Raw genomic sequence first — 19,922 nt, 5'->3', positions numbered from 1 at the left:
AATATCTTAGCAAAAAAAATAAGTAGTTGCAAGGGTTCTAGCTATTTATCCACAAGGTTCAATATGCTGTGTTTGTTTTTTATCCACAACACAAGATCATGTGTGTAATCTGTCGATAAGTTTGAGGACATGCATTTGTGTGTGGATAGATGTTATCCACAGTGATGTTGTTGTAAAATAGACTAAGGAGGTCATTTACAAAAAACGAATCTTGACAAGGAAACCGACGTTTCATATAATTTACAAGAATGTCTTTTGATGATGACAAAATCCTCAAAGTCCTCAGGGAGGTGTTATAAATGGGAAAACCAACATTCCAACCAAATAACCGCAAACGTAAAAAAGTACACGGTTTTCGTGCGCGTATGAGCACTAAAAATGGCCGTAAAGTATTAGCTCGTCGTCGGAAAAAAGGAAGAAAAGTGCTATCTGCATAAGGCCACTGATGTCAGTGGTCTTTTTCTTCAGGGGAAAAGATGGTAAAGAGGACGGTGGAACGGATTGAAAAAAGAACATCGGATTAAAAGAAGCGATGAATTTTCCCGCGTCTTCAATGAAGGATTTTCCGTTGCTAATCGCCAATTTGTCATCTATGTGTTGCCGAAAGAAGGACAAGACTTTTTTCGTGTCGGTCTTTCGGTCAGTAAAAAAATCGGCAATGCCGTAACGCGTAACCGTGTAAAACGTCTCATCCGCACGTTTTTTCAGGAGCATGAACAGGCGATTTCCGGGGAGCGTGACTATGTCATTATTGCGCGAAAGCCGGCAGCTGACATGACCTATGAGCAAGTCAAAGGGAGCTTATGGCACGTATGCAAAAAAGCAAAAATCATTCAGCCTAAGGTACGTGCCCATAAATAAATAGATTTGACAAACAAGGAATTGGAAGAGAAACAAGGAGGAACCGTCGTGTATAGAAAGTTTGGAATGGCAGCGATGCTAGTTTCCATCCTGCTTCTAATGACAGGGTGTTTTAACGTGAACGAGCCCATTAATGCACAGAGTGAAGGGATTTGGGACTCATATTTTGTTTATCCTCTTTCGTGGTTAATGATTTATTTTGCCAATGCTTTTAATGGCAGCTTTGGCCTTGCGATCATCGTTGTCACGCTTTTAATCAGATTGCTCATCCTTCCGCTGATGATTAAGCAGTTAAAAAGTACACGAGCGATGCAAGCACTTCAACCTGAAATGCAGGCGCTTCGTGAAAAATATAGTGCGAAGGATCAGCGAACCCAGCAAAAATTGCAGCAGGAAACGATGGCCTTGTTCCAGAAGCATGGAGTAAATCCGTTAGCTGGTTGTTTTCCTGTATTGATCCAAATGCCGATCTTACTCGCTTTTTATCATGCGATTATGCGGACGCGGGAAATTGGAGATGAACACTTTTTATGGTTTGTATTGAACCAGCCGGATCCGATTTTATTACCGATTATTGCCGGAATCACAACATTCTTGCAGCAAAAAATGATGATGGTTACAGATAACCCGCAAATGAAGGTGCTTTTATATGTTATGCCTGTCATGATTTTAGTCTTTGCGATGTTTTTACCGTCATCCCTCGCATTGTATTGGGTCATTGGTAACTTGTTTATGATCTTGCAAACGTATTTCATTACAGGACCAAACGTCGGCGCTAAAAAAGCAGCTGCTGATGTAAAGGTGGGAGGAAAGAAAAAGTGACGAAACGGAGAGTATCAGGTAAAACGGTGGAAGAAGCTGTTGAACAGGCGATCATCGAACTTGGAACAACGAGGGAACGCATCACGTATACAGTCGTGGAAGAGCCGAAAAGTGGGTTGTTTGGGATATTAGGATCGAAGCCAGCAGTCATCGAAGTCGTTGTCAAACCTGATCCCGTGGACCGAGCAAAAGCCTTTTTAGAAGAACTTCTGCAAGAAATGGATATGGAAGTCGAGGTAACGATAGAGAAAGACCCGGCTACCGTCCTCTTTAACATCTCGGGTGAGCAAGATTTAGGGACGTTAATTGGAAAGCGCGGACAGACGTTAGATTCCTTGCAATATTTAGTCAATCTTGTCGCCAATAAAGAAGAAGGCGAATTCATTCGGATTCAGTTGGACGCTGAAAATTATCGGGCTCGCCGGAAGGAAGCGCTCGTTCAATTAGCGGAACGTCTTGCAAGTAAAGCGTTACGAACGAAACGCCCTGTATCGTTAGAGCCGATGAGTGCCCACGAGCGAAAAATCATTCATACGGCTCTGCAGGAGCTAGGGGATGTCGAGACGTATTCAGAAGGACAAGGCATCGGTCGTCACGTTGTGATTGCACCAAAAAGGTAGTACACTTACGTTCATATGGAACGGAAAACAAGCAGCTTTCTACTTTCAGAAGGCCGCTTGTTTTTTTACATGACGAAAACTTGGTGGTAATCTACGTTTTCTAAGGCTGAATGGATGACTAGGCCACCAATTTGTGTTATCTTTTTTAGTTAGGGAAAAATGATTTCATCAAGCATGATTTGCTTATAACGTTATGCTTTCGAATAGATCGGTAAACACTGTAAAGAAAGAGAGGTGAGCCGAAATGGAATTTGATACAATCGCTGCCATTTCAACGGCTCTTGGTGAAGGAGCGATTGGAATTGTCCGGCTGAGCGGTGATGAGGCTGTACAATTAGCTGATCGGGTTTACCGAGGGAAAAAACCGCTTCAGGAAGTTCCGTCCCATACGATTGTTTATGGGCATATCGTCGATCCAAAAACGGACGAAATCATTGATGAAGTGATGGTCTCTGTCCTTAGGGCACCAAGGACGTTTACACGGGAAGATGTTATCGAAATCAATTGTCACGGTGGTCTCGTATCGGTAAACCGTGTCCTGCAGCTCGTGTTAAACCACGGGGCACGACTTGCAGAGCCAGGCGAATTTACGAAACGAGCGTTTTTAAATGGGCGGATTGACTTGTCACAAGCTGAAGGAGTTATCGATTTAATTCGTGCGAAAACCGATCGAGCCATGAATGTCGCCTTAAAGCAAGTCGAGGGACGACTATCAACGAAAATTTCATCGCTGCGCCAAGCGTTACTAGAAACCGTTGCGCACGTAGAGGTAAACATCGACTATCCTGAATATGATGCGGAAACGATGACGCTAGATATGTTAAAAGACCGGGCTCAGTTTGTAAGAAAGGAAATTGACAAGCTGTTGATGACGGCGCAGCAGGGGAAGATATTACGTGAAGGGCTGTCAACAGTCATTATCGGTCGGCCGAATGTAGGGAAATCCTCCCTGCTGAATAGCCTAGTTCACGAAAATAAGGCGATCGTCACCGATATACCAGGGACGACTCGTGATGTCATTGAAGAGTACGTGAATGTGCGCGGCGTCCCGTTAAGACTTGTGGATACAGCCGGGATTCGAGAAACGGAAGACATCGTTGAGCGAATCGGTGTGGAGCGTTCACGTGAAGTATTGAAGGAAGCGGAACTAATTTTACTCGTCCTTAATTTCGGCGAAGAGTTGTCGAAAGAAGATGAAGCTCTATTTGAGGCTATATCTGGAATGGAAGCGATCGTCATCGTGAACAAAACCGACGTGGAGCAAAAAATTGATTTAACGAGGGTCCGCGAGCTTGCGGCAGGGCGCCCTGTCATTACGACCTCGATCGTCCAAGATCAAGGAATTGACGAATTAGAAGCAGCGATCGCGTCCCTCTTTTTTGAGAGCGGCATCGAGAGCGGTGATGTCACGTATGTTTCCAATTCGCGACACATTGCATTGCTAGAGCAAGCGAAGCGAGCAGTAGAAGATGCGCTAGAGGCGATTGAGATGGACGTGCCAATCGACATGGTCCAAATCGATATTACGCGTGCATGGGAGCTGCTAGGAGAAATTATCGGAGACAGCGTCCATGAAAGCTTAATCGACCAGTTGTTCTCACAATTTTGTCTCGGAAAGTAAATAGTGCTCTTAGAGAGCTTTGAATGAAGTGTTTAAAAGGAAAAGGAGGTACAGTCCATGTCTTATCAAGGTGGCGAATTTGACGTCATTGTCGTCGGTGCAGGGCATGCAGGGGTCGAAGCAGGCCTCGCTGCTGCACGGATGGGAGCGAATACGCTGATGCTTACCCTTAACCTCGATGCCGTCGCGTTCATGCCGTGTAATCCGTCTGTTGGGGGACCGGCGAAAGGGATCGTCGTTCGGGAAATAGACGCCCTCGGTGGAGAGATGGCGCGCAACATTGACAAAACCCACATCCAAATGCGGATGTTAAACACAGGGAAAGGTCCAGCTGTGCGAGCATTGCGCGCCCAAGCGGATAAATTTTTATATCAACATGAGATGAAAAAAACAATTGAAGAGGAGGAGAATTTACTCCTTCGTCAAGGTATGGTGGAGCGCCTCATCATTGAGGATGGGGAATGCCGTGGTGTCATTACGAACACAGGGGCTGAATACCGAGCCAAGGCAGTCGTTGTGACGACAGGGACCTATTTGCGCGGGAAAATCATTATCGGTGACCTCGCCTATGAGAGTGGGCCGAACAACATGCAGCCTTCCATCAATTTGTCCTACCACTTACAAGAGTTAGGATTTGAGATGGTTCGCTTTAAAACAGGAACCCCGCCTCGCGTAAACGGTGAAACAATCGACTATGACAAAACGGAAATCCAGCCAGGGGATGAGGTGCCGCGGGCATTTTCATACGAGACGACGAAATACATTACCGATCAACTTCCATGCTGGTTAACGTATACAGGCGATAAAACCCATCAAATCATTAACGATAACTTAGGACGTTCACCGATGTACTCTGGGATGATTGAAGGGACAGGGCCACGGTATTGCCCGTCGATTGAGGATAAAATCGTTCGCTTTAATGATAAGCCACGCCATCAAATTTTCCTAGAGCCGGAAGGACGTCATACGTCAGAAGTGTATGTCCAAGGCTTGTCAACGAGCTTGCCGGAGGACGTACAGCTAGACGTACTTAAGTCGATCCCAGGCTTGGAAAAAGCGCGTATGATGCGGCCAGGGTATGCGATTGAATACGATGCGATCGTGCCAACTCAGCTCTGGCCAACATTAGAAACAAAGAAAGTTCCAGGCTTGTTTACTGCAGGTCAAATCAATGGAACGTCAGGCTATGAGGAAGCAGCCGGTCAAGGGATTATGGCTGGTATTAATGCAGCACTGCGCGTCCAAGGCAAAGACGGGCTCATTTTAGACCGTTCAGAAGCTTACATTGGCGTATTGATTGATGATCTCGTCACAAAAGGGACGAATGAGCCGTACCGCTTGCTCACATCAAGGGCTGAATATCGCCTCTTGCTCCGTCATGACAATGCCGATTTACGGTTAACGGAAAAAGGCTATGAGATCGGATTAATTGCAAGGGAGCGCTATGAACGATTCTGCGAGAAAAAAGCACAAATTGCTGCGGAAAAGAAACGCCTAGAATCGATTACAGTGAAGCCGTCAAAAGAAGTCAATGCTCTCCTTGAAGAAGTGGGCTCAGCGCCATTGAAGGAAGCGGTGCAAGCCAATGTGTTCCTCAAGCGACCGGAAGTGACGTATGAGCATGTAGCAAAGGTGATTCCAGCACCTGAACAAGAATTGAGCGCCGATGTAGCGGAGCAAGTGGAGATCCAAATTAAGTACGAAGGGTACATTTCGAAAATGCTCCAGCAAGTAGAGCGGGCAAAGAAAATGAACGATAAAAAGATTCCAGAAGACTTGGATTACGATGCGATTAATGGCCTAGCGACGGAAGCGAAACAAAAGCTAAGCGAAGTTCGCCCTCTCTCTGTCGGGCAAGCATCACGTGTGTCAGGGGTCAATCCATCGGACATTTCAATTTTACTCGTATACTTAGAGCAAGGTCGTCTCGCCAAGCTCGGGAAAAAAACAGTATAACGGGGGCTGACATGGAAATAACAGAGTTTCGACAACGGCTGGAGGAGCGAGGATTCTCCCTTTCTCAAGCCCAGCTTGACCAATTTGAGCACTATTACCATACCCTCGTCGAATGGAACGAAAAAATGAATTTGACGGCGATTACCGATAAAGAGGGTGTGTATTTAAAGCATTTTTACGACTCGTTAACCGCAGCATTTTACGTTGATTTTACGAAAGTGGCTACTGTCGTTGATGTGGGGGCTGGGGCAGGATTTCCGAGCATTCCACTTAAAATTGTGTTCCCTGAGCTTCGGGTAACGATCGTCGATTCATTAAAAAAACGAATCGGATTTCTCGAGCATTTAAGTGAGACGTTAGGGCTGAAGGGAACGGCGTTTTACCATGATCGGGCGGAAACCTTTGCTCAGAAAAAAGAACATCGCGAACAGTATGATCTCGTCCTCGCCCGTGCAGTTGCTCGCTTGCCTGTGTTGAGTGAGCTTTGTCTTCCGCTTGCGAAGGTAGAAGGAACCTTTGTTGCGATGAAAGGCGCCGGGGCTAATGAAGAGCTTACGGCTGCACAAGGGGCCCTAAAGAAATTAGGAGGATCCGTGATACAAAATGAACAGTTCACCCTCCCGATCGAGGAGAGTGAACGTCATGTCATAATCATAAGGAAAGAGCGCAGCACACCGAAAAAATACCCTCGTAAACCAGGAACGCCGAATAAACAACCATTATCTTAAAGGGCTTGGACCAAACTAGCTAAACACATAATAAAAAGGTTCGGACATTTTTATTTCGATGATCCGAACCTTTTTTCTGTTGATTCATGGGCTCGTCTGTTGTTTGATGGGCGTTTATGACCGTGCCCTTTCGTCAGTTCACGGCCACAAAGGCAGGCAAACCCTCATTCTCTGACAGTCTCGTTGCCCTCTTACAGACAGTCGAGTGAAACGCAAATGAGCCTTCAGATAATCAAAGACTGTCCTACGTCCCCCTTCCCCCTTAGCTGAAGCCTTGCCCGCGGCAAGCGAGTGGTTTTTGAAACAATCAACCTCCTAATAAAAACACCTGAAAACTAAGAGTACCACTCTTGTTTACTGTGATGTCCCAAGCTCTTCTTGATCAGGCCTTTAAAGAGTACGAAAAGTTGTGAATAACTTGAAAAGCTGTCTCAGATCATCATCCACATGTGGACAGAAGTTCTACGGGTGATTGAGGAGATAACTTGTGGATGGAAGCTGTGGATAACATATTGATCGTAAACGTTGCGGAGTGAAAACTCAGGTAGAGCAAGAAAGTTGCTAGCAAAAAGAAGAAGGTTTCTCTTGACTGGGATTGGTTTGAAAGATATAAAGGACATAGGTAAAAAAGAAGGATTTTTTCCATCTATGTCGAACAACATTAAGAGACGCAGATGGAGTTTAGAAGGTGGTGTAGGGCGATGAAACAACCGTTTTCACGCCTCTTTGGCTTCGGTGATAAACAGGATCAAGAAATGGAGACAGGAAAGCAGGAGGAAGTACACCAGCTGCCGATCAAGGAAATCGTCCCGAATCGCTTTCAACCGCGAACGATTTTTGATGACGAGCGGATTGAAGAGTTAGCGCAGACGATTCGAACTCATGGGATCATTCAGCCCATTGTCGTTCGTCAGCGTGAGGGCAAGTACGAAATTATTGCCGGTGAGCGTCGTTTTCGTGCGGTAACGTTGCTCGGTTGGGAAACGATCCCAGCCATCATTAAAGAGTTTAACGATTCGCAAACGGCTTCAGTCGCTTTAATTGAGAACTTGCAGCGGGAAGGATTAACGGCAGTTGAGGAAGCGGTTGCTTACCAAAAGCTGATTGAACTGCACGGTTTAACGCAGGAAAGCTTAGCACAGCGACTTGGTAAAGGGCAGTCCACCATTGCAAACAAACTGAGACTTCTCCATCTCTCCGAACCGGTTCAACAGGCGATTATGGAACGAAAAATTTCAGAACGTCATGCGCGCGCCCTTCTCTCGTTAAAGGATGACGCGCTCGAAACGAAGTTGTTAGAGGAAATCGTCGAGCAGCATTTAAACGTGAAACAGACAGAGGAACGGGTAAAGGAGCTGCTGGAAGACGCACCGGCTTCAAAGCCTAAGAAAAAGCCGACACGCAAAGCATACTCCAAGGATATGCGAATTGCGATGAACACGATCAGGCAGTCGGTCGATATGGTCATGAAAAGTGGATTAAAGGTGGATACGGCTGAAGAAGAGCATGAGGATTTCTACCAATTTACGATTCGGATTCCGAAAAAGAAGTAATCTATCGGTGCCTGCGATAGGTTACTTTTTCATATACATAGAACGACAATAGATAGGAATAGTTTCCCCCTCTTTACGATGGCGAGTTGTGATAAAATAGAGAGCGAAATTGTTTTAATGTTTAGGGAAGGAAAGTTGGTGGCAGTGTGGCAAAAGTTATTTCAATCGCAAACCAAAAAGGAGGGGTAGGCAAAACGACAACAGCTGTCAATTTAAGTGCTTGTCTAGCCCACCTTGGTCAACGGGTATTATTAGTAGATATAGATCCACAAGGCAATGCAACGAGCGGCGTCGGAATTGAAAAAGGAGACATCGATGAATGCATCTACGATGTGCTCGTGGAAGATGTAGATACGCAAGACGTCATTCGAACGACAAATATGGAGAATTTAGATGTCCTTCCTTCCACGATTCAGCTATCAGGTGCAGAAATTGAGCTTGTCTCAACCATCTCTCGTGAAGTTCGATTAAAGCGAGCCTTAGATCAAGTGGGGCGAAAGTACGACTTTATTTTTATTGATTGTCCCCCTTCTCTTGGGCTATTAACGATCAATGCCCTTACCGCTTCAGATTCCGTTTTAATCCCAGTCCAGTGTGAGTATTATGCCCTTGAAGGATTAAGTCAGTTATTAAACACGGTGAGACTCGTGCAAAAGCACCTCAATACAGATCTTGCTATTGAGGGCGTTTTGTTGACAATGCTCGACGCCAGAACAAACCTTGGGATTCAAGTCATCGATGAAGTGAAAAAATATTTTCGAGAAAAGGTATTTGACACGATCATTCCTCGAAATATCCGTTTAGGCGAAGCGCCGAGCCATGGCGAACCAATCATCCGCTATGACGCAAAGTCCCGTGGGGCAGAAGTGTATCTCGACCTTGCGAAGGAGGTAGTGGCTAATGGGTAAAGGTTTAGGGAAAGGGTTGAATGCATTTTTCCCTGAGGCGGTTGATGAAACGACAGAACATGTGGAAGAAGTCAAGCTTCTAGAGCTTCGCCCAAATCCTTATCAACCGAGGAAGACGTTCTCGGAGGAAGCCCTTCAGGAGCTAGCTGATTCGATTAAGGAGCACGGCATCTTGCAACCGATTGTTGTGCGAAAAAGCAGTGTGAAAGGTTATGAAATCGTCGTCGGCGAACGTCGCTTTCGTGCAGCAGAGCGTGCAGGGCTTGTGAAGGTCCCTGTCGTCATCCGGGAATTGGATGATCAAAAAATGATGGAAATGGCGCTGATCGAAAACTTGCAGCGAGAGGACTTGAACCCCATTGAGGAAGCGAACGCCTATGAAAAGCTCATGACTCATTTACAAATGACACAAGAGCAGCTGGCTGTGCGTCTCGGGAAAAGTCGCCCTCATATCGCCAATCATTTGCGTTTACTCCAGCTACCGAAAGTCGTACAGGAGTTTATTTCAGAAGGAAAGCTATCGATGGGACACGGAAGGGCGCTCCTCGGATTAGTAAACAAAAATGAGATCTCCAGTGTGCTGAACAAAATATTGGAGGAGAAGTTAAGCGTTCGGCAAGTAGAAGCACTCGTCCAACAAATGAATGAGCGCGTTTCACGTGGAACGAAAAAGACAAAGCCGAAGCTTTCCCCTTTTTTAAAAGAGCGCCAAGACTTCTTACGCAGCCATTTCGGCACGTCGGTTGCGATCAAAAAAGGTAAGAAAAAGGGGAAAATTGAAATCGAATTTTTCTCAGATGACGATTTAGAACGAATTTTGGAGATGCTCTCCCCAGAACAGCAAACAGGAGGGAAGTAGGCGTTGATTGGTCAACGTCTCTTTTTCCACTTATAGAGAGTTGAAGAAAAACGATCGAGCGTAGCATCAAAGCTAAGTGTAGTTCTAGTCTGGAGGATCGACACATGATTTATTTGGATCAAGCTGCATCGTCGTTTCCTAAGCCGAAGGAAGTGGCGGAAGCGATGGTCGCTGCTGTCAACGAATATGGAGCGAACCCTGGCCGTGGCGGTCATAGGTTAGCAACCCAAGCTCGGGTAACGATCGATGAAACACGGGAATTGCTTAAAACATTGTTTAATGCCCCAAGTAAAAAACATGTTTGGTTTTATCAAAATGCGACCGGCGCCCTGAATCAAGCGTTATTTGGCTTTCCATTTAAGGAGGGTGATCACGTTGTGTCAACAGCGTTAGAGCATAACTCTGTTCGTCGCCCCCTCGAACAGCTCCGTGAGCGAAAGGGCTTAGTGATTACGTACGTTCAGCCAGACGAAGAAGGGATTATTTCCCCGGAAAAGATTGCCCAAGCCTGTACCGATCAAACAAAGGCGATCGTTCTTTCTCACGGCTCCAACGTCACAGGTGCGTATCTTGAATTGGAGAAGATCGGGGAAATGGCCGAAGCTCATGGCATTGTATTGATCGTTGATGCCTCACAAACAGCAGGTGTCATCGACATTGATATGAAGCGGGATCGCATTAGTATGCTTGCTTGCGCTGGTCATAAAGGCTTACTTGGTCCCCAGGGGACAGGGGTGCTCATCGTAGCAGACGATTATGGGCTCACACCGCTCTCCTATGGTGGAACTGGAAGCTACTCGGAGTTGATTGATCAGCCAAGCCAATGGCCTGATCGCTATGAAAGTGGAACGTTAAACACCCCAGGAATTGCGGGGTTAAAAGCAGGGATTGAGTATGTTCTTGATAACGGAGTTGCGCAGATCTTTGCTCATGAATGGGCGCTAACGGAGCGACTGCTTAAAGGACTTGGTGCTCAAAAGGTGGATGTGTATGGTCCTCCGTTACCTCGCAAACGATTAGGGGTTGTTTCCTTTCGATTGAGCGGTGTCGATAGCCATGAGGTTGCCCTTATTTTGGACGAGCACTATCAAATTGCAGTTCGTGCAGGTCTCCACTGTGCCCCGATGACTCACGAGACGTTACAGACGACTGACACTGGTTTAATTCGGGCAAGTGTAGGTCCTTTTAATACAGAAAGGGAAGTAGATCAATTACTACAAGCAGTCATGGATATTCAACAAGCCTTTACATCATAAAGAGAAAGAAATGGGGAGAAACAAAAATGGTACTTATCGGAACGGTGGTTAACGGTGCAGCAATTGTGATTGCTGCACTTATTGGGTTGCTTGTGAAAAACATTCCCGAGCGAGTAAAGACAACAGTGATGCAGGCGATCGGTTTAGCCATCGTTCTCCTCGGCGTAAAAATGGGCCTTCAGACGGAACAATTTCTGATCGTCATCTGTAGCTTGGTTATCGGTGGGGTCATTGGAGAAATACTTAATCTTGAAAAAAGGCTAGACCACCTTGGGCGCTGGATTGAGAGGAAGGTTGGTGGTAAAAAGGATGGCTCCATCGCAACGGCCTTTGTCACGACAACCCTTATTTATGTTGTTGGGGCTATGGCTGTGCTCGGAGCATTAGATAGTGGCTTGCGCGGCGACCATTCCGTTTTATTGACGAAAGCTTTGCTTGATGGATTTTTAGCGATTCTCTTTACTTCAACATTAGGGATCGGTGTTCTCTTTTCAGCGATCCCTGTCGTGTTGTACCAAGGAAGCATTGCCTTGTTTGCGAGTCAAATCGATCAATACGTTCCTACCGCCTTGATGGACTCCTTTATAACGGAGATGAGCGCTACAGGTGGAGTGATGATCGTGGCCATTGGCTTGAATTTGTTAAACGTCGTCAACATTAGGGTGGCTAATTTATTGCCGAGTCTTGTCATCGTCGCCGTCCTTGTTACGTTCGTCTATAAAGGTTTCCCGTTTTAGGATAAAGAAAACACCTCCCACATACGGAAGGCGTTTACGTTTCACTATTGACTCTCCGTTTTGCCAGCTTGAAATGAGAGCCCGAGGGATTGAAGAATTGTCTGAGACTTTCGCTGTTTTTCGGTTAGCTTGATGAACTGTTGATCTAGTTTTACCAAGGAAGATGAAATCGTGTCAGCCAACTGCATGACAGTATGCAGTCTTGTGTTTTGCAGGACGAAATATTCCATCATACCACCGATATTCACAATCCCTGTCAAGTGGACATCTCCTACTGCTGGGAGCTTTTTATTGACGGCTGCTCCTGGCTGCACGGGCCCAGCTGCAAGAGAAACTTTCCCGACACTACTTAGTTTCCCAAGACAAGCATCGATGGCGATAATAAATGGCCGTCGGTGCTTTTTTTCAATCAATTTTAGTTTTTCTTCTAGATTAACAGCATGAACAGGATCGGCTAACGTACCGTACACATGAAAGCAGTTTAAGCTTTCTTTCGCTAATGCTGTCCCGACAATCGGTCCGAGAGCATCTCCAGTCGAACGATCGGTGCCGATGCAGACAATGACGAGCTCGCGGTGCCGATAGGAAGAAACATGAGTGAGTAACTGCTCCACCAGCTGATCACTTGCTTGTGGGTCGTCCATATGAACGCGGAACGGAGGTGGCTTTTTTGAGAAGAATCGGTTTCCATTCATAATGCAAGCTCCTTTGCCATAGTAGTAACAGTATACGGATATATTTTCCTTTCTATACGTTGAACTTTTATTACGAGCACAGTAAGGAGCGAGCGAGCTATGTGGGTGAACGGGTGTAAATGGATGTTTCTCATTATCGGAACTATGATTGGCGCAGGATATGCTTCTGGCCGGGAGCTTTGGCAATTTTTTGGCCCTGAAAGTGGACTGGCTATTGGATTGTTTGCCGTATTATTCTCGGTATGCTGTGCTGTGATTATGACGATTAGCTATAACCAACAATCCACCCATTACATACCGATTTTGCATGCTTTAATGGGAAAAAAGGTGGCAAAGCTTTATGATGGTATGATTTTTCTCTACTTGTTTACAACGACTGTTGTCATGCTCGCTGGTGGGGGAGCGACTTTAGAAGTCATTCATATCCCGTATTGGGGTGGAGTGTTCATTTTAATGATGATGGTGGTCTTGTTATTTTTACGCGGAAGTGAAGGAATGACGACGATGAACGCGATCATTATTCCAATTTTGATCTTTTGTTTGTTAGGTGTCCTTTTCGTCTTTCAGTCCCTTCTTGGCTTCCCGATTACGATTGATTTTACCCAGCAAGGCAATTGGCCAAGTGCTCTAACGTTTACAGCTTTAAATATTTTGCCTCTTGTGGCTGTGTTGGGGGCGGTCGGCCACCGCATTCGTCACCAGGGGGAAATTTGGGTGGCGAGTATCGGCAGTGGCCTCATTCTTGGGGCGATTTCGTTTTTATACAATGAATCTCTCATTCAAGTAGCAGGTGATCTCGTCGTCTATGAGATTCCTCTGTTTGCCATTATGAAGCATTACCCATACTACATGGTTCTCGTCATGTCGGGCTTATTATGGCTTGCCATTTACACGACGGCGGCAGCTGGGATTTTCGGATTGTCTTCAAGAATGGGAGCGGTTTTAAATTGGCCAAGCTGGCTCCTTGCGTTAACCTTGCTAGGCTTTATGGTGCCATTAACCACGTTTGGATTTTCTACGCTTATCGCCGTATTGTATCCGCTGTACGGTATCTTAAATCTTTATGTGTTTGCAGCGATTCTTCTCTATCCGATTTTTCACCATAGGCTCGTGCAGCGGTCATAAGGAACGAAGGGAAATCTCTTTTCCTTTTCTTTTTCGAATCATGTATAATACTATTCATCTATGAGAGTTGAAACGTGAGAAAAGGAGGCCGTAAGTTGGAAAAGGAATTCGATCTTCACGATGTCGTGGAAATGAAAAAGCCGCACCCTTGTGGTGAAAATCGCTGGAAGATTATTCGGATGGGAATGGATATCCGAATGAAATGTCTCGGCTGTGGACATAGCGTCCTCCTCCCTCGAAAGGAATTTACAAAAAAGCTAAAGCGAGTATTGGAGCGCGCTTCAGAATCTTAGGGCAATCTCGACAACTAGTCGACATTGCCTTTTTTGCACTTAAAAACTGTTGGAAATCAATACTGGCCGGATGTACATTCAAGTGAAGTGTTTCCCATTGTATCTCTTGTAGAAGTAGTTGTTTTTCTCAAGGGTTGTCTCTATAATTGGAATGGATGTCAATATGGAGATCAAGCAATTTTTTAAATAAAGGAAGTGAGCCGTTCCATGGCCTTAACAACAGGTATCGTTGGATTACCGAACGTAGGAAAATCCACATTGTTTAATGCAATTACACAGGCTGGTGCTGAGTCAGCCAACTATCCATTTTGTACGATTGACCCGAACGTAGGAATTGTGGAAGTGCCCGATCCTCGTTTGCAAAAGCTGACCGAGCTCGTCAATCCGAAGAAAACGGTCCCGACAGCCTTTGAATTTACTGACATTGCTGGAATTGTCGAAGGGGCGAGCAAAGGAGAAGGATTAGGAAACCAATTCCTTTCTCACATTCGCCAAGTGGACGCCATTTCTCATGTTGTGCGTTGCTTCGATGATGAGAACATTACCCACGTATCAGGAAGCGTCGACCCGATTCGCGATATTTCTGTTATTAATTTAGAGTTGATCTTAGCGGATCTTGAATCGGTAGACAAACGCTTTTCCCGCGTACAAAAACTAGCGAAGACGAAGGATAAAGAGGCGGTTGCAGAGCTGGAAGTGCTCGAAAAGCTAAAAGATGCATTTGAAAACGAAAAGCCTGCACGCAGCATTGAGTTCACCGAAGAACAACAAAAAATCGTCAAAGGTTTGCACTTGCTAACGAGCAAGCCAGTTTTGTACGTCGCCAATGTCAGTGAGGATGACGTTTTAAGCCCTGACGACAATCCGTTTGTGCAAAAAGTAAAAGCCTTTGCCGCTGAAGAAAACAGTGAAGTGATTGTCGTATCAGCGAAAATTGAAGAAGAGATTGCCGAGCTCGACGGGGAAGAAAAGGCGATGTTCCTAGAAGAACTAGGGATTCAAGAGTCTGGCTTAGATCAATTAATCCGCGCCGCCTACTCGCTTCTTGGCCTACAAACATACTTCACAGCCGGTGAGCAAGAGGTGCGTGCATGGACATTCCGCAAAGGAACAAAAGCGCCACAAGCCGCTGGTATCATTCATAGTGACTTTGAAAAAGGCTTTATTCGTGCTGAAACGGTATCCTATAACGACCTTGTGGAGGCAGGCTCGATGGCGGTAGCAAAAGAGCGCGGAAAGGTCCGCCTTGAAGGGAAAGAGTATGTGGTTCAGGATGGCGATGTGATCCACTTCCGCTTTAATGTATAACGAAAAGAGTAAAATCCTTGCTTGAACGCGAGGATTTTATTTTTTAAAAAAAAGCGAATATATGTTCTGTACACAGAGGAGAATAAATGGTATAATTTGTTTACAGGCGAAACAGAGAGACACTTCGAAACGCGTAGCTGTAGGAAATATTCTTGTGTTCAACTAGTCGTTCTGTTATAATCTAATAATGCGAGTAAATCACTATACCAATTGGTAGAGGTTGCTCCTTGCTCCTAAACTGGAGCCGTTTAGACCAAAAGGAGGTGGACAAGAATGCGTAAGTACGAAATCATGTACATCATTGCCCCAAACCTTGAAGAGGCTGCAAACAAGGAAATCATCGAGCGCTTTAACGGCGTTTTGACGAACCAAGGTGCAGAAATCGAAAAGGTTGAAGAAATGGGGAAGCGTCGCCTTGCGTATGAGATCAACAAGTTCCGTGAAGGATACTATGTATTGCTCAACGTTAAAGCAGATGCTGATGCGATTGCGGAATTCAATCGTTTGATCAAGATCAACGATAACGTTATCCGCGTATTGATTACAAAAGATGAAGAATAAAGAATGATTGTGGGAGGGGTCCTTCATGTTAAATCGTGTCGTCCTAGTCGGTCGGTTGACACGTGATCCAGAGTTGCGCTACACGCCAAACGGTGTTGCTGTAGCAAACTTTACACTTGCTGTAAACCGCCCGTTCTCGAACCAACAAGGAGAGCGCGAAGCAGATTTCATTAACTGTGTCGTTTGGCGGAAGCAAGCGGAGAACGTGGCGAACTATTTGAAAAAGGGAAGTCTAGCTGGTGTTGATGGTCGGATTCAAACGCGCAGTTATGACAACAATGAAGGCCGCAGAGTCTTTGTGACAGAGGTCATGGCAGAAAGCGTTCAATTCCTTGAACCGCGCGGCTCACAAAGCCAAGGGGGATCAAACGTTGACAACTTTGGTGGCGGCTCCCCTAACAACCCAATGGGCGGTAATGATTTCGGGCAACAATCTGGTGGCTCCGGACGTCAATCCGGTGGTTTCGCAGAAGACCCGTTTGCAAATGATGGCAAGCCAATCGATATTTCCGATGATGATTTGCCATTCTAACCCCTCTCCATGAAGGAAAATGAAGAACGAATAGATGCCGCAGGCAACCGCGCCTGACAAAAAACGAAAGGAGTGGATCTCATGGCACGTCGTGGTCGTCCAAAGCGCCGGAAAGTGTGTTACTTCACAGTGAACAAAATCGAGAAAATCGACTACAAAGATGTTGATCTTCTTAAAAAGTTCGTCTCTGAGCGTGGAAAAATCCTTCCTCGCCGCGTAACAGGCACATCGGCTAAATACCAACGTCAATTGACAACAGCGATTAAGCGCGCACGTCAAATTGCGTTGTTACCATATGTTACTGACAACAACTAATGATAAAGGAAAGCACATTGGAGTAAGGACTCCGATGTGCTTTTTTAGGGTTCTACAATAAATGTTTTCGCACAGTAAAGGGAAAAAATACACGGAGGTTCCTTTATTCATTGTTCTTATATAATTCTTTGATTATTCGATAATGCTTTAAACGATAAAGGTTTCACTTTAAAAGTCAAATAATCTTCAAGGTCCTCAGGTGATGTTAGCGACTCTACTTCTTTTGAGGAAGTTAATCGTATGACTCTACTTTGAATTGATATTTTAATCTTATGTTATAGGATCACTCCTCTACTTTCCAGTGAATTCCTTTCCACTGAAGAAAAAGTGGTCCTTTGTTGATATAGTGAACCTCTTGAAACGTTTTTAAGAACGACTATGTATCTATTCTGACAAAAAGCTTAATCAAGTACTTCTCAAAGCCTTTCACGGACAGCTCATCAAGCAAGATGTCCTCATAAAAAAATCCTTTTAAGATGAGGTCATGCTCTTTGGCAAAGGTGATGAGTCGATCATAGGATTGTTCGATGCTAGAGTAGCCTGCTGAATGGTAAGCAACCAAGTACGTCCCTTTCTCAATTGTAAAATTAGCATAGTCTGATGTGTTTATCCTTGTATAAAGGTAATCATAGCTTAAGTAATCTTCCGCATATACCTTGTTCGTGTCGATCATCCATCCTGCCGAGTGGGTCACACCAATGTGATTGTCTTGTAAGCAGTGATAGTGATGATAAATCGAATCATAAATGTTTTTTTCGTCTGTTAAAGGTTTGGCCTTTGTTACGAACAAACGCTCCTCCTCTTTTTCCTCAAAAACGATGGCTGACGGATCGATCGCCATCGCTTCTTGTGTAATCCGTGATTTCTCTAAAACCAATTGCTTCATTTTTTGAAGACGATTGATTTTCTTTGTGAGTAGGTCTGCTTCCTTCTCAAGTAGACGAACCAATTCTTCTGGTGAACGTTTTTCCAGGTATGTCTTTATTTCCTTTAAGGGCATGTCTAACTCTTTCAGCGTGGTAATGACATACAAAACATCCGATTGGTAAACAGAATAGTATCGATACCCATTATCGGCTGTAATCTCAGGGGAAAAGATGCCAATTTTATCATAATGAAACAGCGTATCCTTGCTAACGCCCATTAATTTGGCGAACTGACCTGTTGTTAAATGGATTTGTGGATTCATGTTCATTCAGATTCTCCTCTTGACTATCGTGTTACACCACACCTTAGTATACCATTGTTAACTTAAACGAGGGGATGAAACACGCGATGGAAATGTCAAAACAACTTGGGAAGAAGTTTAACCTTTTGACCTTGTTAGCATACGCAGCGCCTACAATGGCACTGATGTTATTTATGTCGATCTATACAATGGTGGACGGTATGTTCATTGCCCGTTATGTCGGTGCAACGGCGTTGTCGGCCGTTAATATATTCTTTCCGATCTATGGATTAATCATCGCCCTTGCTTTAATGCTAGGTACAGGTGCGAATGCCATCATTGCAAAAAAAATTGGGGAAAACAACGAAGAGGAAGCAAAAGTAAACTTTACGTTTATTGTCATTTGCGGTGCTGTACTAGGCCTCGTGATCACGGTGTTTGGATTGCTGTTGATGGAACCGATTCTCCTATTGCTTGGGGCAGGGGCCACAGAGGAACTGTTTGACTTTACGTCCACTTACGCGAAGATCATTCTTTGCACGAGTCCGTTCATGATTCTGCAAATGCTATTTCAAAATTTCTTTGTGACGGCTGGAAAACCGAATTTAGGTCTAACGATCACGGTTGCAGGAGGAGTGGCTAATATTGTTCTCGATTACATCTTTATTGTTCTCTTACAGATGGGGATCGCAGGTGCAGGAATTGCAACAGCTATTGGGATATTTATTCCAGCGGCTTATGGGTTCGTGTATTTTATCTACAATAAAGAAAGCGGGCTTCATTTTGTTAAACCAAAAGTAGATGGGAAGGTTCTTCTCAACAGCTGTATAAATGGTTCATCGGAAATGGTATCGAATCTTGCTTCCTCTGTCGTAACGTTCGCTTTTAATCTTCTCATGATCAAACACTTAGGAGTTGACGGCGTAGCAGCTATTACGATTATGCTGTATGTCATGTTTATTTTAAGTTCGATATCCATGGGGTACTCGGCAGGGGTGGCTCCGATTATTAGCTATAATTACGGGAGTAAAAACAGTTCTCAACTGAAGCGTGTTTTCAACTACAGCTTGCTTATTATTGTGATAGGGTCGGTTACGATGTACGGAATTTCTATGATGTTCGGTGCTTATTTTATACAGTTTATGGCTCCTGAAGGAAGTGCGGTTTATAAAATAGCAATTGAAGGATTGAATATTTTTAGCATTAGCTTTCTGTTTATGGGGTTCAACATTTTTTCATCCATGGTATTTACCGCCTTCTCAAACGGAAAAATCTCAGCTGCTATATCATTTTTGCGGACGTTGGTCTTTGTCTTAGCATCGTTATGGATCTTACCAGCCATTTTAGGAGTAACGGGAATTTGGCTCGCGATTCCATTAGCAGAGATTCTATCTGTGCTCGTCTGTATCATCTTTTTAACTCATTATCGAAACGTTTACCATTATGCTTAATAACGTAGCGATTAGACATCTATGGAGTTGAAAAGCTGTACAAAAAAAATAAAAAATGCTGTTAAACGATAAAAGCCCGTGTCAAAGAGTTTTGATCTTGTTGAGGGTTAAACTTGTCAATGGGTCTAAAAGGTTCAGTAAAGAAGCTGCCTCAATCGGTAGATTTTTGAGGCAGCTTCGCATCATGATTATACCTACGTTCATCATTCGTCTATATATCTGTAACCTTAAGAATTCTAATGAGACTTATCATTATTAAAAGGGCAGGCACAATATAGGCGTACCACGGAACAGGATTTATAGATGAAAGTCCATTAGCAAGCTCTCTTATTATTATATTAACCAACAAAGTGATTTGTAGAAGTATCGAACCGGAAATAAGCAATATCATATTATTTCTCATAAATTCACATCCTACTTTTAATTCGTATTGTCAAAACTTTATATAAAAATAGGTTATTAAATCCTATGTTAGAGGGCTTTATAAGCAAAAAAATTGCCACCCCCTGATTTCTGTAGATAATTGAGGTTACCATAGACCCAATTCCAGAAA

General features: G+C 44.5%; 21 protein-coding genes. 19 read left to right on the top strand and 2 right to left on the bottom strand.

From position 1 onward, the window contains the following. Positions 1-299: 299 nt before the first annotated feature. From rpmH to E2L07_RS12190, 12 genes are all read left to right on the top strand, one after another. The gene (gene rpmH, locus E2L07_RS12245) at positions 300-437 is read left to right on the top strand and encodes a 50S ribosomal protein L34 (RefSeq protein WP_010900190.1); all 138 of its coding nucleotides are present in this window, start codon (positions 300-302) and stop codon (positions 435-437) included. 64 nt (positions 438-501) lie between these two features. Further along, positions 502-861, top strand: a complete 360-nt coding sequence (rnpA, locus tag E2L07_RS12240; RefSeq protein ID WP_010900189.1) for a ribonuclease P protein component — start codon at positions 502-504, stop codon at positions 859-861. A 48-nt stretch (positions 862-909) separates the two neighbouring features. Then, positions 910-1,683, top strand: coding sequence for a YidC family membrane integrase SpoIIIJ (gene spoIIIJ, locus E2L07_RS12235; RefSeq protein WP_175414344.1), 774 nt, complete (start codon positions 910-912; stop codon positions 1,681-1,683). Next, positions 1,680-2,303: an RNA-binding cell elongation regulator Jag/EloR gene (jag, locus tag E2L07_RS12230; protein WP_053432357.1), complete on the top strand. Its 624-nt coding sequence runs from the start codon at positions 1,680-1,682 to the stop codon at positions 2,301-2,303. The genes spoIIIJ and jag overlap by 4 nt, the downstream gene beginning before the upstream one ends. A gap of 244 nt (positions 2,304-2,547) precedes the next feature. Next, positions 2,548-3,924, top strand: coding sequence for a tRNA uridine-5-carboxymethylaminomethyl(34) synthesis GTPase MnmE (mnmE, locus tag E2L07_RS12225; RefSeq protein WP_010900186.1), 1,377 nt, complete (start codon positions 2,548-2,550; stop codon positions 3,922-3,924). Positions 3,925-3,981: 57 nt separating this feature from the next. Further along, entirely contained in the window at positions 3,982-5,880 is a 1,899-nt protein-coding gene (gene mnmG / locus E2L07_RS12220) for a tRNA uridine-5-carboxymethylaminomethyl(34) synthesis enzyme MnmG (RefSeq protein WP_010900185.1), read from the top strand. A gap of 11 nt (positions 5,881-5,891) precedes the next feature. Next, entirely contained in the window at positions 5,892-6,608 is a 717-nt protein-coding gene (gene rsmG / locus E2L07_RS12215) for a 16S rRNA (guanine(527)-N(7))-methyltransferase RsmG (RefSeq protein ID WP_010900184.1), read from the top strand. A gap of 701 nt (positions 6,609-7,309) precedes the next feature. After that, a complete protein-coding gene (gene noc, locus E2L07_RS12210; RefSeq protein ID WP_010900183.1) occupies positions 7,310-8,161 on the top strand; it encodes a nucleoid occlusion protein in 852 nt (283 codons plus the stop codon). 146 nt (positions 8,162-8,307) lie between these two features. Then, positions 8,308-9,069 carry a ParA family protein gene (locus E2L07_RS12205; protein WP_134229689.1) on the top strand — a complete coding sequence of 254 codons (762 nt, stop codon included), beginning with the start codon at positions 8,308-8,310 and terminating at the stop codon, positions 9,067-9,069. Then, positions 9,062-9,928, top strand: coding sequence for a ParB/RepB/Spo0J family partition protein (locus tag E2L07_RS12200; RefSeq protein WP_134229688.1), 867 nt, complete (start codon positions 9,062-9,064; stop codon positions 9,926-9,928). The genes E2L07_RS12205 and E2L07_RS12200 overlap by 8 nt, the downstream gene beginning before the upstream one ends. A 104-nt stretch (positions 9,929-10,032) precedes the next feature. Continuing rightward, complete coding sequence (locus E2L07_RS12195) at positions 10,033-11,184, top strand: cysteine desulfurase family protein (protein WP_134229687.1); 1,152 nt, start codon at positions 10,033-10,035, stop codon at positions 11,182-11,184. A gap of 26 nt (positions 11,185-11,210) precedes the next feature. Beyond that, the gene (locus E2L07_RS12190; RefSeq protein WP_053432360.1) at positions 11,211-11,921 is read left to right on the top strand and encodes a DUF554 domain-containing protein; all 711 of its coding nucleotides are present in this window, start codon (positions 11,211-11,213) and stop codon (positions 11,919-11,921) included. Between the two features lie 44 nt (positions 11,922-11,965). Here E2L07_RS12190 and yyaC read toward each other — a convergent pair whose 3' ends face one another. Further along, entirely contained in the window at positions 11,966-12,616 is a 651-nt protein-coding gene (yyaC, locus tag E2L07_RS12185) for a spore protease YyaC (protein WP_134229686.1), read from the bottom strand. A gap of 99 nt (positions 12,617-12,715) precedes the next feature. On the opposite strand from yyaC, the gene E2L07_RS12180 reads away from it, so the two are divergent. From E2L07_RS12180 to rpsR, 6 genes are all read left to right on the top strand, one after another. Next, positions 12,716-13,741: a YkvI family membrane protein gene (locus tag E2L07_RS12180; protein WP_010900177.1), complete on the top strand. Its 1,026-nt coding sequence runs from the start codon at positions 12,716-12,718 to the stop codon at positions 13,739-13,741. A gap of 95 nt (positions 13,742-13,836) precedes the next feature. Continuing rightward, positions 13,837-14,034, top strand: coding sequence for a DUF951 domain-containing protein (locus tag E2L07_RS12175; protein ID WP_010900176.1), 198 nt, complete (start codon positions 13,837-13,839; stop codon positions 14,032-14,034). A gap of 207 nt (positions 14,035-14,241) precedes the next feature. Then, entirely contained in the window at positions 14,242-15,342 is a 1,101-nt protein-coding gene (ychF, locus tag E2L07_RS12170) for a redox-regulated ATPase YchF (RefSeq protein WP_010900175.1), read from the top strand. 273 nt (positions 15,343-15,615) lie between these two features. Then, positions 15,616-15,903: a 30S ribosomal protein S6 gene (gene rpsF, locus E2L07_RS12165; protein ID WP_010900174.1), complete on the top strand. Its 288-nt coding sequence runs from the start codon at positions 15,616-15,618 to the stop codon at positions 15,901-15,903. Between the two features lie 25 nt (positions 15,904-15,928). Next, a complete protein-coding gene (gene ssb, locus E2L07_RS12160; protein WP_053432362.1) occupies positions 15,929-16,435 on the top strand; it encodes a single-stranded DNA-binding protein in 507 nt (168 codons plus the stop codon). Positions 16,436-16,516: 81 nt separating this feature from the next. Beyond that, positions 16,517-16,750 (top strand): 30S ribosomal protein S18, encoded by a 234-nt coding sequence (gene rpsR, locus E2L07_RS12155; protein ID WP_010900172.1) that lies wholly within the window; start codon positions 16,517-16,519, stop codon positions 16,748-16,750. A 376-nt stretch (positions 16,751-17,126) separates the two neighbouring features. On the opposite strand, the gene E2L07_RS12150 is transcribed toward rpsR, so the two are convergent. Then, positions 17,127-17,945: a MerR family transcriptional regulator gene (locus tag E2L07_RS12150; RefSeq protein ID WP_053432363.1), complete on the bottom strand. Its 819-nt coding sequence runs from the start codon at positions 17,943-17,945 to the stop codon at positions 17,127-17,129. Positions 17,946-18,025: 80 nt separating this feature from the next. Here E2L07_RS12150 and E2L07_RS12145 point away from each other — a divergent pair, with 80 nt between their 5' ends. Continuing rightward, positions 18,026-19,369: an MATE family efflux transporter gene (locus tag E2L07_RS12145; RefSeq protein ID WP_083445665.1), complete on the top strand. Its 1,344-nt coding sequence runs from the start codon at positions 18,026-18,028 to the stop codon at positions 19,367-19,369. Positions 19,370-19,922 lie beyond the last annotated feature (553 nt).

The organism is Halalkalibacterium halodurans, assembly GCF_004376175.1.
GTDB classification, from domain to species: Bacteria; Bacillota; Bacilli; order Bacillales; family Bacillaceae_D; genus Halalkalibacterium; species Halalkalibacterium halodurans.
The sequence above is the reverse complement of the archived record's forward strand: the minus strand, read 5'-3'. Positions and strand labels throughout refer to the sequence as shown.

What these genes read in the sequence shown, in the direction of transcription:
- rpmH (WP_010900190.1), top strand. Translation starts at nt 300, where the DNA reads ATGGGAAAACCAACATTCCAACCAAATAACCGCAAACGTAAAAAAGTA.
- mnmE (WP_010900186.1), top strand. Translation starts at nt 2,548, where the DNA reads ATGGAATTTGATACAATCGCTGCCATTTCAACGGCTCTTGGTGAAGGA.
- mnmG (WP_010900185.1), top strand. Translation starts at nt 3,982, where the DNA reads ATGTCTTATCAAGGTGGCGAATTTGACGTCATTGTCGTCGGTGCAGGG.
- rsmG (WP_010900184.1), top strand. Translation starts at nt 5,892, where the DNA reads ATGGAAATAACAGAGTTTCGACAACGGCTGGAGGAGCGAGGATTCTCC.
- noc (WP_010900183.1), top strand. Translation starts at nt 7,310, where the DNA reads ATGAAACAACCGTTTTCACGCCTCTTTGGCTTCGGTGATAAACAGGAT.
- E2L07_RS12200 (WP_134229688.1), top strand. Translation starts at nt 9,062, where the DNA reads ATGGGTAAAGGTTTAGGGAAAGGGTTGAATGCATTTTTCCCTGAGGCG.
- E2L07_RS12195 (WP_134229687.1), top strand. Translation starts at nt 10,033, where the DNA reads ATGATTTATTTGGATCAAGCTGCATCGTCGTTTCCTAAGCCGAAGGAA.
- E2L07_RS12190 (WP_053432360.1), top strand. Translation starts at nt 11,211, where the DNA reads ATGGTACTTATCGGAACGGTGGTTAACGGTGCAGCAATTGTGATTGCT.
- yyaC (WP_134229686.1), bottom strand. Translation starts at nt 12,616, where the DNA reads ATGAATGGAAACCGATTCTTCTCAAAAAAGCCACCTCCGTTCCGCGTT.
- E2L07_RS12180 (WP_010900177.1), top strand. Translation starts at nt 12,716, where the DNA reads ATGTGGGTGAACGGGTGTAAATGGATGTTTCTCATTATCGGAACTATG.
- ychF (WP_010900175.1), top strand. Translation starts at nt 14,242, where the DNA reads ATGGCCTTAACAACAGGTATCGTTGGATTACCGAACGTAGGAAAATCC.
- rpsF (WP_010900174.1), top strand. Translation starts at nt 15,616, where the DNA reads ATGCGTAAGTACGAAATCATGTACATCATTGCCCCAAACCTTGAAGAG.
- ssb (WP_053432362.1), top strand. Translation starts at nt 15,929, where the DNA reads ATGTTAAATCGTGTCGTCCTAGTCGGTCGGTTGACACGTGATCCAGAG.
- rpsR (WP_010900172.1), top strand. Translation starts at nt 16,517, where the DNA reads ATGGCACGTCGTGGTCGTCCAAAGCGCCGGAAAGTGTGTTACTTCACA.
- E2L07_RS12150 (WP_053432363.1), bottom strand. Translation starts at nt 17,945, where the DNA reads ATGAACATGAATCCACAAATCCATTTAACAACAGGTCAGTTCGCCAAA.
- E2L07_RS12145 (WP_083445665.1), top strand. Translation starts at nt 18,026, where the DNA reads ATGGAAATGTCAAAACAACTTGGGAAGAAGTTTAACCTTTTGACCTTG.